Origin of the sequence: Tessaracoccus palaemonis, assembly GCF_019316905.1 — a bacterium.
Classification (GTDB): domain Bacteria; phylum Actinomycetota; class Actinomycetes; order Propionibacteriales; family Propionibacteriaceae; genus Arachnia; species Arachnia palaemonis.
The window spans coordinates 3,133,692-3,145,957 of the sequence record NZ_CP079216.1; the positions used below are offsets into that span (position 1 = coordinate 3,133,692).

9 protein-coding genes are annotated in these 12,266 nt (G+C 68.1%); 6 read left to right on the forward strand and 3 right to left on the reverse strand.

Annotated features, from left to right (window positions below; genetic code table 11):
* Positions 1-301 precede the first annotated feature (301 nt).
* The 3 genes from KDB89_RS14245 to KDB89_RS14255 are packed head-to-tail and all read left to right on the forward strand — an operon-like array spanning position 302 to position 5,088.
* Positions 302-2,008: an MFS transporter gene (locus KDB89_RS14245; protein WP_219082143.1), complete on the forward strand. Its 1,707-nt coding sequence runs from the start codon at positions 302-304 to the stop codon at positions 2,006-2,008.
* The gene (locus tag KDB89_RS14250) at positions 2,005-3,516 is read left to right on the forward strand and encodes a leucyl aminopeptidase family protein (RefSeq protein ID WP_219082145.1); all 1,512 of its coding nucleotides are present in this window, start codon (positions 2,005-2,007) and stop codon (positions 3,514-3,516) included. The genes KDB89_RS14245 and KDB89_RS14250 overlap by 4 nt, the downstream gene beginning before the upstream one ends.
* A gap of 6 nt (positions 3,517-3,522) precedes the next feature.
* Positions 3,523-5,088, forward strand: a complete 1,566-nt coding sequence (locus KDB89_RS14255) for an SLC13 family permease (protein WP_219082146.1) — start codon at positions 3,523-3,525, stop codon at positions 5,086-5,088.
* A gap of 183 nt (positions 5,089-5,271) precedes the next feature.
* Here the strand turns inward: KDB89_RS14255 and KDB89_RS14260 are convergent, their stop codons facing one another.
* Both KDB89_RS14260 and KDB89_RS14265 read right to left on the reverse strand, forming a co-directional pair.
* On the reverse strand, positions 5,272-7,869 hold the full coding sequence (locus tag KDB89_RS14260; RefSeq protein ID WP_219082148.1) for a glycoside hydrolase family 2 protein: 2,598 nt from the start codon (positions 7,867-7,869) through the stop codon (positions 5,272-5,274).
* 18 nt (positions 7,870-7,887) lie between these two features.
* The gene (locus tag KDB89_RS14265; protein ID WP_219082150.1) at positions 7,888-9,294 is read right to left on the reverse strand and encodes an MFS transporter; all 1,407 of its coding nucleotides are present in this window, start codon (positions 9,292-9,294) and stop codon (positions 7,888-7,890) included.
* Positions 9,295-9,371: 77 nt separating this feature from the next.
* Between KDB89_RS14265 and KDB89_RS14270 the strand changes: the two genes are divergently transcribed.
* The gene (locus KDB89_RS14270; protein WP_219082152.1) at positions 9,372-9,968 is read left to right on the forward strand and encodes a TetR/AcrR family transcriptional regulator; all 597 of its coding nucleotides are present in this window, start codon (positions 9,372-9,374) and stop codon (positions 9,966-9,968) included.
* Between the two features lie 187 nt (positions 9,969-10,155).
* On the opposite strand, the gene KDB89_RS14275 is transcribed toward KDB89_RS14270, so the two are convergent.
* Positions 10,156-10,380 carry a PfkB family carbohydrate kinase gene (locus KDB89_RS14275; RefSeq protein WP_219082153.1) on the reverse strand — a complete coding sequence of 75 codons (225 nt, stop codon included), beginning with the start codon at positions 10,378-10,380 and terminating at the stop codon, positions 10,156-10,158.
* Between the two features lie 116 nt (positions 10,381-10,496).
* On the opposite strand from KDB89_RS14275, the gene KDB89_RS14280 reads away from it, so the two are divergent.
* Positions 10,497-10,880, forward strand: coding sequence for a VOC family protein (locus KDB89_RS14280; protein ID WP_219082155.1), 384 nt, complete (start codon positions 10,497-10,499; stop codon positions 10,878-10,880).
* A 48-nt stretch (positions 10,881-10,928) separates the two neighbouring features.
* On the forward strand, positions 10,929-12,125 hold the full coding sequence (locus tag KDB89_RS14285; RefSeq protein ID WP_219082157.1) for an MFS transporter: 1,197 nt from the start codon (positions 10,929-10,931) through the stop codon (positions 12,123-12,125).
* Positions 12,126-12,266: the final 141 nt, after the last annotated feature.

Genomic DNA, 12,266 nt, shown 5'->3' on the forward strand with positions numbered 1-12,266 from the left:
GAGCTTCCGCGAGCGGCAAGTCGACATCGATGCGGCGACGGTCGCGGCCGACGCGTCGCAACCCCAGATCGATCACTGATCTGTCTTGGTTGACCCCTGCTCCATCGCCTTCGGCCGGACCGCAAACCACCGATCCAGCGCACGCTTACCCCTCTCCGATGAGATGGACCATTCGCGGACTCCCCGGCACGGTCGCGCGGGGCTATGATCAGGCCCATAACGCCCTTTTCTGGGTCATATTCGTCGCTTCGCACGTAGTCAGAGACATCTTGGCCCGGGCGAGCTGGGGAGAGGAATGGCGATGACACAGCTGAAACCGGAGTCACCGCAACGCTCGGCTGAAGGCGGGGAGAAAGCCTCCTGGCTCCCGCTCATTGTCGTCGTTCTGACACAGATCCAGGCATCGTTCGCCGTCAATGCTCTGACGGTTTCCATGGCCGGAATCACCACAGATCTGAACACCGCAGCCACCTCGGTCGGCACCGCCATCACGGCGGGCACGTTCGCGATGGCCGCCTTCATCCTGCTGGGCGCGAAGATCGGCGCCCGCTTCGGCACGCGCGGCGTGTTCCAGATCGCCGTCGCGATCCACGCTGCCGCCATGGCCATGGTCGCGCTCAGCGTCAACCCCGCGATGCTGTTCATCGCCCAGGCCGCGTCGGGCGCCGTGATCGCGCTGATCGCCCCCGCGCTGACCGTCTTCATCGCGACGAACTACCACGGCGAGCGACAGGCGAAGGCCATCGGCTTCCTCGCGGCCGCCATCCCGCTGGCCGGCGTGCTCGCGCTGCTGCTCGCGGGCTGGTTCGCCGGCACCATCGGCTGGCGCTGGTCGTTCGCGCTGATGGTCGCGCTCGGCGTCGTGAACCTGCTGCTCAGCTTCCGGATCAAGAAGGTCCCCGCGCAGTCCGACCTCAAGATCGACTGGACCGGCGCGTTCATCGCGGCCGGGGCCGTCATCCTGCTCAGCTTCGGGTTCTCGGGCCTCAGCTCGTGGGGCGTGTGGGACGCGACCGACCAGGCGCCCTTCGCCATCCTCGGCATCTCGCCCGCACCCCTGCTGATCGTTCTCGGCCTCGTGCTCGGCCAGGTCTTCTTCCTCTGGGTCTCGAAGCGCCAGCGCGAGCAGAAGCACCGGATCTTCGACCTGCGCGTCCTCGCCACGTCCAGCGAGCTGGCGGTCACGGCGTGCATGTCGATCATGCTGTTCGTCGGCACCGCCGCGAACTTCCTGATCCCGCTCTACATGCAGGTCGTGCAGGGCCTGACGGGCATGCAGACGTCGTTCTCGATCATCCCCTACACCATCTCGATCTTCCTGGCGTCGACGTTCGTCGCCTACCTCTACAAGAAGTTCCCGCCCCGCGTGCTCGCGGCGGCCGGCTTCGTCGTCGTGGCGTTCGCCCTGACGCTGATCGCCTTCACGATCCGCGGCGAGTGGGGCCAGGCGTTCATCGTGATCGGCCTGGTGCTGCTCGGCCTCGGTCAGGGCTCGATCGTCGCGCTGGTGTTCAACACGCTGCTGTCGGCCGCACCGAAGCAGCTCGCGGGCGACGTCGGCGCCTGGCGCGGCCTGGTGCACAACCTGTCCGGCTCGGTCGGCATCGCCGTGGCAAGCGCGTTCGCCGTCGGGCTGCTCGCCTCGACGCTGGCCGCCTCGGCCGTCGAGCACCCGGAGATCTCGGATCAGCTGATCAGCGAGGTCCGCATCAGCGAGGCCGACTTCCTGACGAACCCGCAGCTCGAGGCCGTCCTCGAGTCGACGAGCGCCTCCGAGTCCGAGGTCGCCGCCGCGATCGCGATCAACGAGGACGCCCGCCTGCGCTCCCTGCAGATCTCGCTCCTCGGCCTGGCCATGCTCGCCCTGCTGGCCATCGTCCCCGCGACCAGGATGCCCGGCCGCATCGACGGCGAGCTGCCCGAGCAGCTCGAACCCGACAACAACGACGACATCGACGACACCGTGCCGCTCAACCCCGCGGCCGTGACCGAGGAGGAACTGGCATGACCCGCAGCCCCAACAAGCTCATCCCCGCCGACTTCGCCGTGCTGCCCGGCCTCGACGCGCTCGAGGCCATCAGCCTCACGGCGGGGTCACCCGCGGCCGACGCCGAGGCGGTCGGCTACACCGTCTTCGCCGACGGTGACGTGCCCGCCGCACTCGGCCTCGACCGCGGCGCGCTGACTCGCGCGGGGTTCGACGCAGCCGTCGGGAAGACGCTCATCATCCCGACCGGCGACGGGCCGGAGCTCGTCGCGGTGGGCGCCGGCGCGGCAGCCGACCTCGACAGCGCCAAGCTCCGCGACCTCGCCGCCGCGTTCGTGCGCGCCGCCTCGCGCGTCGGCACCCTCGGCCTGGTCGTCGGCGCCGTCCCCGTCGCCGGGGTGTCCGCCGCGGCCGCGATCGCCGAGGGCGCCGCACTGGCCCGCTACCGCTACACCGTGCTCAAGTCCGACCCGAAGCACGTCCCGTTGGCCTCCCTCACCGTCGCGATCGACGGCGCGTCCGCCGACGACGTCACCTCCGGTCTGAAGGCCGGGCTGCTGGGCGCGAGGGCCGGCGTCGTCGCGCGCGACGTGACGAACACGCCCCCCGGCCACCTGACCGCCGTCGACCTCGCCGACATCTCCGAGGCGCTGGGCGAGCGGTTCGGCTTCGACGTCGAGACCTTCGACAAGGCCGCGCTCATCGAGCTCGGCTGCGGCGGCCTGCTGGGCGTGAACCAGGGCTCCGTCGAGGAGCCCCGCATGATCAAGCTGACCTACTCCCCCGACGGGGCCGCCGGCCACCTCGGGCTCGTCGGCAAGGGCATCATGTACGACTCGGGCGGCATCAGCCTCAAGCCCAGCGACCCGATGCACCTGCTGATGAAGATGGACATGGGCGGCGCGGCCGCGGTCCTCGGCGCGTTCACGGTGCTGCAGGGCCTCGGCGTCGCGGCGAAGGTCACCGGCTGGCTGATGTGCACCGACAACATGCCGTCGGGCACCGCCTACAAGCTGGGCGACGTGCTCGTCGCGCGGGACGGCACCACCGTCGAGGTGAAGAACACCGACGCCGAGGGTCGCCTGGCGATGATGGACGGCATCGCGCTGGCCAACGAGGACGGCGTCGACGCGATCATCGACATCGCGACGCTCACCGGCGCCGCGCTGATGGCGCTCGGCCAGGCCACCGCCCCGGTGTTCGCGAACGACGACCGCATGGCGGCCCTCGTCGAGGGCGCCGCCGAGGCGACGGGCGAGTCCGTGTGGCGGCTCCCGCTCGAGCGGAAGTACCGCCCGCAGCTGGACTCCGACATCGCGGACATCTCCAACCTCGGCGGCAAGTACGCCGGGGCGACGACCGCGGCCCTGTTCCTGGACCACTTCGTCCGCGACACCCCGTGGGCGCACCTCGACATCGCCGGCACGATGCAGACCGAGCGCGACGACTCGTGGCGCACCGCGGGCGCGACCGGCTTCGGCGCGCGCCTGATCGCGGCCGCAGCGGCCGACTTCCGGCCGCTGGGCTGAGCCTCGATGGATCCGATCGTCGCGACGTTCGCGATCCTCGCCCTGGCGATCGTCGCGTTCGCGAGCAACAGGGTGCCGCTCGGCATCGTCGCGGTCGGGGTCTCGCTCGCGCTGTACTTCACGGGCGTCCTGACGTTCCCGCAGGCGCTCGCGGGGTTCGGCGACCCGACGGTGCTGTTCATCGCCGCGCTGTTCATCGTCAGCGAGTCCCTGGACTCGACGGGCGTGACGGCGTGGGCGGGACAGAAGGTGATCGGCGCCGCCGGCACCGGCCGCACCCCGCTGCTGATCGTCGTGTGCCTGCTCGTCGCGGTGCTCACGGCGCTGATCAGCGTCAACGGGGCGGTGGCGGCGCTGCTGCCGCTGGTGGTGGTCGTCGCGAGCGCGGCTGGCATCGCCCCGTCGCAGCTGCTCCTGCCGCTCGCGTTCGCGGCGCACGCGGGCTCGATGCTGCTGCTGACCGGCACGCCGGTGAACATCATCGTGTCCGACGCCGCGCGCGAGGCGGGCGGGCGGCCGTTCGGCTTCTTCGAGTTCGCTCTGGTCGGGCTGCCCCTGCTGGTCGGGACCGTCCTGATCATCGTGGTGTTCGGCCGCGCGCTGCTGCCCGTGCGCTCCGGGGCCGTCATGCCCACCGACCTCAGCCGCCTCACCCGTCGGCTGAAGAACCACTACGCCGTCACGACGGAGACCGAGACGCTCATCGGCCGCACCGAGGGCGTCAGCGAGGTGGTCGTCGCGCCGCGTTCGCACCTGATCGGCACGACGATCTTCCCCGGCATGGCGACCCCGAGCGGCGACCTCGTCGTGCTGTCGGCCCGCCGCGGCGACCAGGTGCTGCACGACGCGGAGATCACCCTCCACGCCGGCGACGCGCTGCTGCTGCAGGGCTCCTGGGACGACCTCGCCCGCCACACCGAGGCGAGCGACAGCGTGATGGTCGTCGACGCGCCCAGCACCCTGCGCCGGTCGGTCCCCCTGGGCAAGGGGGCCTCGCGGGCGATCGTGATCCTCGGCCTGATGGTCCTGCTGCTCGCCACGGGGCTCGTCCCGCCGGCCGCCGCGGCGATGCTCGCCGCCGTCGCGCTGGTCCTGACCGGCGCCGTCGGCGTGAACCAGGCCTACCGATCGATCTCCTGGACCACCGTCGTGCTGGTGGCGGGCATGATCCCGCTGTCGACGGCGTTCCTCTCGACGGGCGCCGCCGACCTCGTCGCGGGCTGGCTGATCTCGCTGGTGGGCGACTCGGGCGCGACCGTCGCGCTGCTCGCCATCGTCCTCCTGACCATCGTGCTCGGGCAGGTCATCAGCAACACGGCGACGGTGCTGATCGTCGCGCCGATCGCGATGGCCGTCGCCTCGGGCCTCGACGTCTCCGTCCAGCCGTTCATGATGGCCCTGACCGTCGCGGGCGCCGCGTCGTTCCTCACGCCGATCGCCACCCCGGCCAACCTGATGGTCATGAAGCCGGCCGGCTACTCGTTCGGCGACTACTGGAAACTCGGCCTCCCGCTCGCCGTGCTCTTCGCCGTCGTCGCGGTCTGGTACGTCCCGCTCATCTGGCCGTTCTGACCTGGAGTCGGGGCATCGCTGATCGCAGCAGAACCCTGCGGGACTCATGGATCGACACAGCATGGCGCGCGACTACCACGCCGCGCGAAGGCGACTTCGCCACTCTCGCATCGCCCCAGCGCAGAAGCAGTGGGGCGACGTGCATTACTGAGGCGATGCGAGAGCGACCAGCCGTGCAGATGGTCAGCCCACGTAGGCACTTACGGCGAGGTCAGCGAGGTCGAAGTCCTCGGGCAGGCCTTCCACGGATATCACCCGCCGCGTACCGGGACGCATGTCGACAAAGTTGTCGTCGAACCGGGCCGTGGGATGGGGCGACGTGACGCGCACGAGGTAAGCGAAGGTATCGGCCTCGACCGTGACCCGCGCGCTGGTCGGACCAGTGCGTTCCACACGCGTTGCCAGCCTGGCGGCCGGCAGATCGAGGTCCTTGATCTCGGCGAAGTACAGCCGGTTTGCCAGGAAGATATCGCCGACGCTCTCGACCCATGCAAAGTCGCTGGCCGCGCGCTCACCGAGGTCGATCTCGCGCCTCCAAACGACCCTGGACTCGCCGGCGTCGACCGTGATGCGGATGCGCTCGTCGGCGCGCACTTCCCCGCTGAAGCTCTGCAGCGTGATGACTGCCTCGGCGTTCACGGCCAGCGCTCCACTGTTGCTGATCCACAGTGCCAGCTCGCCCGCCTCGTAGACGAAACTTGCGAGTACTGGTGTGAAAGCGCGCTTGGCGGCGTAGTAGCCAGCCTTGGGCACCGTGTCGTAGTCGATGAGCGACCAGCTGAACCCGGGCCACACGTCGTTGAACTGCCAGACGAGCGTTCCGTTGCAGTGGGGCTGGCGGCGCCGATAGTGCTCGACGCCGAACTTGAGTCCTTCCGCTTGGGACACCATCGTGTAGTCGACGTACTCGTCAATCGTCCTCGGGATGCCCGTGATGATCTCGAGGATCGCATCGCCCTTGGTCTTGGGGTGATCCTTGTTGTGGTGGTCGAAGGACTCGCTGTGCACCGCGAGCTTGTCGGCAGGGATCCATCGCTCGAGGGTGGAGCGGGCGGGTGAGGCATGAATCCCGAACTCGCTGATGAACTTGCCCTTGTCTTTGGCGTAGCGCCGGTAGTGCCGGGCTTCGCCGATCGAGTCGAATGGGCCGCCGCCGGCACCCCAATCCGAGCCGTGCCACACCTCCCAGGCATGGCGGTCTCCGTCCATGACGCCGTTGACGGCCATCCACCCTTCCGGCGTTCCTTCGCCCCAGGGGCTTCCGGGGCGGTAAGGCGTGCTGCCGTCCAACCGGCGCACCGCGTCGGGGAGGATGCGATGGAATATGTCCCAGCCCCAGGGGCCGGGCTCGTAGTCTTGATACGCGAACCCGTGGAACTCCTGCACTTCGTTGTTGCCGCACCACATGCCGAGGCTCGCGCGATTGCGAAGGCGGGTGACCTGGTATTCCGCTTCTAGCTCCACCTCGCGGAGGAGCTCAGCATTGTCGCTGGGATAGTCGACGCAGGCGAAACTGAAGTCCTGCCATACGAGGATGCCGAGTTCATCCGTGGCGTCGTAGAAGGCGTCGGCTTCATAGATCCCGCCGCCCCAAACGCGGAGCATGTTCATGTTGCCGTCCTGCGCGAGGCGCACAAGATCGCGGTATCGCTGGTCAGGGATCGAACCCACGAGCATGTCCGCCGGCAACCAGCATGCGCCGCGCGCGAAGATCGGGACGCCATTGAGGATGAAGCGCATGATCCGCCCGCCGTCGACGTCGGGGGACTGATCGATTTCGATCGTGCGCAGGCCAACGCGGTCCGTGGCGACGTCACGCACCTCTCCGTTGTCGAGGAGTTCGATCCGGACGTCGTAGAGAGCTGGGGTGCCGATGTCGTGGGTCCACCATGGTTCCACGTCGGCGACCGTCACGGCGGCTACTGCGACTCCGTCCACGATCGGAAGGTCATACTCGGCGGTGGCGCCTGCAGGCGAGGTGAGGGAGACGCGGGCTGTGAGCTCGCCGTCGGCGCGGCCTTCGGTCTCGACTTTCAGACTCAGGCGCGCTGTGCGCTGGTCGAGGTCGAGAGCGTCCGTGCGGATGTGATGTCCACGCATGGCGGCGCGCCCGTGACGCTGGAGTTCGACTGGGCGCCAGACGCCGAGCGAAGGCACACGCGGGGCGAAGTCCCATCCCCACGAGAACGCTGCTTTGCGGCGCAGCGTTGACGTGGCGAGAACGTCAGACATGACGATCTCTGCGCTCGGGTCCGCGGCTTTCGCGGCGGCGAGCACGGGCTCGAGTCGCTCGAAAGCTTCGGCAATGTTGGCCGGGATGCTGAGTCCCGCCAGTGGCGGCGAGAACCGCAGCAGCAGGTCGTTGGTCGCCTGGACGCGGTCTGTGATGTCAAACTCGGCGGGGCGGAACATGTTGGCGTGCGAGCCGAGCAGGGCGTCGTTGAGCCAGATGTCGACGACGGTGTCGAGTCCGTGAAACACGATTCGGAGGCGCTCATCGTCTTCGAGGTTGACGGGAGCTGCGAAGGTGGCGCGGTACCACCAGTCACGCTCTTCGATCCAGGCTACGGAGCCCTCGTTGCGGTCGTAGTAAGGGTGGTCGATGGTTCCGGCGGCGAGCAGGGACTCGTGCACCCCGCCGGGCACAACTGCCGGGGTCCAGTTGCGAGGGTGGGCCGCGAGTTGGTCGGGGCTGAGTCCAGGCTCAGTGTCGGTGAGGGTGAACGCACTCACCGTCTCGATGACTCGTGGTCGGATGGGGGTTGAAGCGAAGACGCTCATGATTCGGACCTTTCGGTGTCAGGCGGAGGTGGAGTCCATGGCGTTGTGCCGGGTAATGGGGACTGTCCAGCGAGAGGCACTGTGCTCCTGTCCGATCTCGGGGATCCGCAGTACTGCGACGGACCCAAGGATGCCGAGCAGCGCGAGGAACCCGAACAGCGCGACGTAGCCGCCAATCAACAGGAGGACTGGCGCGATGAACGGCACCAGCGACTGTGGGAGCGAGTTGGCGATGTTGATGATTGCGAGGTCACGTCCAGCGTCGGCGCTGTTGGGAAGCACTCGGATGCACAAGGCGAGATCGATGGCGAAGAATGCTCCGGTGCCCAGGGCTACGAGGGCGGCCGCGACATAGACCATCGTGATCGATGGCGCGAAAGCCATGAGCACAAGGCCCGACGATGCGATGATGCCACCGACAATCACGAACGGCTTCTGCCGCTTGACAGCATCAGAGAGGTAGCCCGCTCCGACGCTCGCCCCCGCCAACAGCACGATCGAAATCACTGAGATGTTGAGCACGATTGCGCCAACTTCCTCAGCGGAGATGCCGAAGCGCTGCAGCAAGAAGAAGGCGTAGTAGGAGGTGCCGGCGTATGCGCACGTTGCAAGGAATCGCACTGCCCACGCCCAGCCGAACGCGGGGTGGCGCATGGGGTTGATCCAGAAGGTCTGGAAGACCCCGGCAACTCCGCTACGTCGCTGCGGGTCAGGCCGCGCACCGGCCGGGAAATCGCGCACGAGGAGTACCGCGACCACCGCGACCACCACGGCGACAGCTGCGATGGCCTGCCACTGCAGTGCGGAGCCGGGCTCGACGGAGTTGGCGACGGCAAGGCCGAGCAGTGGTCCCGCGGCGAGCGTAAGACCCACGAGGCCGGAGATGCCGCCTCGCCGACCCGGTGGGACCTGGTCCGCGACAAGTGCGTTGTTGGCGGCGAACTGGAAGTTGAAGCACGCCTGAACGACGCACCACAGGACGACGACCTGCCAGACCTCGGTGGTGGCGCTGATCGCGACGAGTGCGATTGCACCCGAGAGCGCGCCGAACAGGATCCACGTCCGGCGGCGGCCGAACTTCAGCCGGGTGCGGTCGCTGATGCGACCCGCGATCGGGTTGAACAGCAGCGCGACGAGGGCTCCGAATCCGGTGACGATGCCGAACGCGCCCGTCGCGTCACCGCCGCCCGCCAAGGACGTGAGATGCAACGTCAGCAGAAGCTGAATGGGCGTCAGGACGGCGACATAGAAGCCAATCTGAGACAGGAGGACGGCGGGGACGAGCCGGCCCATGGGGGTGCGCGGCTTGTTGGTCCAATCCTCGTCCGCGACGGCGACGGTGCTTGCGGCGGGAGCCGGGGGTGATGCGCTCATACCTACACACTCCTTCGTGTGAGCAATCTGGATAGTGGGTGTCACTTCCATATGAAGTTGACATCCTCATCCTAACTCACGTCACCTCCATATGGAAGTGACTGTCACCTACCGATAGGATGGCTCCCATGGGATTGCGCGAACGGAAGGCGGCTCGGACTCGCCAGCTCCTGCTCGACACCGGGTATCGGCTGTTCGTCGAGCAGGGGTACGAGCAGACAACGATGGAGCAGATCGCCTCTGAGGCCGAGGTTGGCGCGTCGACGCTGTACCGCTACTTCCCCACCAAGGACTTGCTGCTCCTGGATCAGCTCACAACCTGGATGGATGTCGCTGATCAGCTGAGCGAACGACCTGATGGCGAACCGCTCCCTGAGGCGCTCGCCGCGGCAATCCGCAGCTCGCTCGAGGCGATCGAGGATGTGGAGCGCTTCGCCGCGGTCCGCGCGATGGTCGACGACTCTCCGCCGGCGCGAGCGCGCCTGCTCGACATACTGATCCGTTCGCGAGCCGACCTTGAGGCGGTCGTCGCGGAGCGGCTTGGTCGCAGTCCGGACGAACTCGACGTCGCGCTGATCTCGGCGGTGGCGTTTCGTGTTTGGGAACTCGTGGGAGACCGCTGGTGGACGAACGATCACCAGGGCTCGCCGGGGGCGATCCTCGACGAGGTCCTTCGCACCCTCGCTCGTACTTCGGTGCCTTACCCAGCGCTCAGCGCACAGTAGACCCCCGGCGCGCGTCGCCGGGTGCGCACCTGCCCGCGCGACAGTGATTGCCCGGTGTCAGGAGAACCACGATGGGACATGGCGGTCGGAGCGGCTCGCTGAACACGAGCGACCAGCGCGAGACTGCCAGGCGATATCGAAGCCATACCGCTCACGTCGAGAGCCGCACGCGCGGTCGGCGTTCGGTCTACGCCGGCGACACGATGAGCTCCACCCCAGGGGCGGCGAGGTGCGTCGCGATCAGCCTTCCCGCGGGGTCGTCTGCCAGTTCCGTCAGCAGCCACACCGGATGCTCTAGGCGTGCAAGTCCGTAGGCGACGTTCGCGGGCGATCCGCCGGGATGCTCGGTCGTTGGGCTGTCCGCTCGATGAATGATGTCGAGGAGGGACTCGTGATGACCAACTGCGCTCACCTGGCAGTGCTGAACCCCAGTTGATCTGTGAACCCCTGTTGATCATTTCTCGGGATTCCGATCAGTGCGCACGATCATTTGAATGCGTAGCGTGGGCGCTTCCGAAGGAGGAACTCATGCCGAGCATCGAACACATCGCCCTCTACGTCGACGACCTGGAACGGGCTCGCGGCTTCTACGAGACGTACTTCGGCGGCGTCGCCGGGACCGGGTACCACAACCCGTCCTCGGGCCTGCGGACCTACTTCCTGAGCTTCAACCGCGGGGCACGGCTGGAACTCATGACCCGCCCGGTACTCGACGACGCGGGCGGCCGACTCGCCCAGGGATTCAATCACGTGGCGTTCTCGGTAGGCTCGGCGGCTGACGTCGACGCGCTCACCGCACGCCTGGGGAGAGACGGCTACCCCGCCCTCAGCGGACCCCGCACCACAGGGGACGGCTACTACGAGAGCGTCGTTCCCGACCCCGACGGCAACCTGGTCGAGATCACGGCCTGACCGACCGCCCCCCAGCACCACCCACCCGATTCCCGGAGACACTGACACATGTACGCACTCCTCCTGGCGATCATCTACGCCGCCTTCATCAGCCTGGGGCTACCCGACGCGCTGATCGGATCCGGCTGGCCCGTCATGCACGGCGACCTCGGTGTCCCCGTGTCGTACGCCGGCATCGTGACGATGATCGTCGCCTCCGGCACCATCGTCTCGAGCCTGCTGTCCGAGCGCCTGACACGGCGCTTCGGCGTCGGGCTGGTCACCGCGGTGAGCGTCGCCATGACCGCGACCGCGCTCCTCGGCTTCGGGTTCTCCGGGTCCTTCTGGATGATCTGCCTGTGGGCGATCCCGTACGGCCTGGGCGCGGGCGCCGTCGACGCAGCGCTGAACAACTACGTCGCGCTCCACTACGCAGCGCGGCACATGAACTGGCTGCACAGCTTCTGGGGCGTCGGCGCGTCGATCAGCCCGTTCATCATGGGCGCCGCGATCAGCGTGGGCCTCGGCTGGTCGACGGCCTACCAGAGCGTCGGCGGCATCCAGGTCGCGCTCACGATCATCCTGCTGGTGAGCCTGCCGCTGTGGGCGCGCGTCGACAAGGCCCGGCCCCGGGTCGTGCACGAGGGTGCCGACGCGGCGGAGGGGGCCTCCCACGAGCACGTCTCCCTCAAGCGCGCACTGAGCATCCCCGGCGTGGTCCTGATCCTCGCGGCGTTCTTCGCCTACTGCGCGGTGGAGAGCACGACGATCCTGTGGGCCTCGACGTACCTCGTGTCCGAGCGGGGCATCGACCCGGCGACGGCCGCGACCTTCGGCGCCCTCTTCCTGCTCGGCATCACCGCCGGGCGCTTCCTGAGCGGGTTCTTCGCCGACCACCTCGGAGACAGGGCCCTCATCCGGGGAGGCTTCATCGCCGTCGGGGTGGGTCTCGTGCTGATCGCGCTGCCCCTGCCGACGGACCTGCCCGCGCTGGCGGGACTCGTGATCGCGGGCCTGGGCAGCGCCCCGATCTACCCCGCGATCGTGCACTCGACTCCGGTGAACTTCGGCGCCCGGAACTCGCAGGCGATCATCGGCATCCAGATGGCCGCCGCCTACACCGGCTCCACGCTGATGCCCCCGCTCTTCGGCGCCCTGTCGTCCTTGACGGGGCTCTGGATCTTCCCGTTCTACCTGGTGGTGATCGTCGCGCTGGGCCTGGTGATGTCCGAGCTGCTGAACCGGCGCCTGCCGGCGGCTCCCTGAGCTGCTCCGGATCCCTGAGCTCGTCGAAGGGCGCCGAGCGAAGCGAGGCGATGAACGGGTCAGTCCCGTTCGCTGCGGGGCGGAGGTCTAGTGAGTCCCTTCGCTGCGCTCAGGGCGTTTCGACAGGCCTGTGCTGAGCCT

What these genes read in the sequence shown, in the direction of transcription:
- KDB89_RS14270 (WP_219082152.1), top strand. Translation starts at nt 9,372, where the DNA reads ATGGGATTGCGCGAACGGAAGGCGGCTCGGACTCGCCAGCTCCTGCTC.
- KDB89_RS14255 (WP_219082146.1), top strand. Translation starts at nt 3,523, where the DNA reads ATGGATCCGATCGTCGCGACGTTCGCGATCCTCGCCCTGGCGATCGTC.
- KDB89_RS14265 (WP_219082150.1), bottom strand. Translation starts at nt 9,294, where the DNA reads ATGGAAGTGACACCCACTATCCAGATTGCTCACACGAAGGAGTGTGTA.
- KDB89_RS14250 (WP_219082145.1), top strand. Translation starts at nt 2,005, where the DNA reads ATGACCCGCAGCCCCAACAAGCTCATCCCCGCCGACTTCGCCGTGCTG.
- KDB89_RS14245 (WP_219082143.1), top strand. Translation starts at nt 302, where the DNA reads ATGACACAGCTGAAACCGGAGTCACCGCAACGCTCGGCTGAAGGCGGG.
- KDB89_RS14260 (WP_219082148.1), bottom strand. Translation starts at nt 7,869, where the DNA reads ATGAGCGTCTTCGCTTCAACCCCCATCCGACCACGAGTCATCGAGACG.
- KDB89_RS14280 (WP_219082155.1), top strand. Translation starts at nt 10,497, where the DNA reads ATGCCGAGCATCGAACACATCGCCCTCTACGTCGACGACCTGGAACGG.
- KDB89_RS14285 (WP_219082157.1), top strand. Translation starts at nt 10,929, where the DNA reads ATGTACGCACTCCTCCTGGCGATCATCTACGCCGCCTTCATCAGCCTG.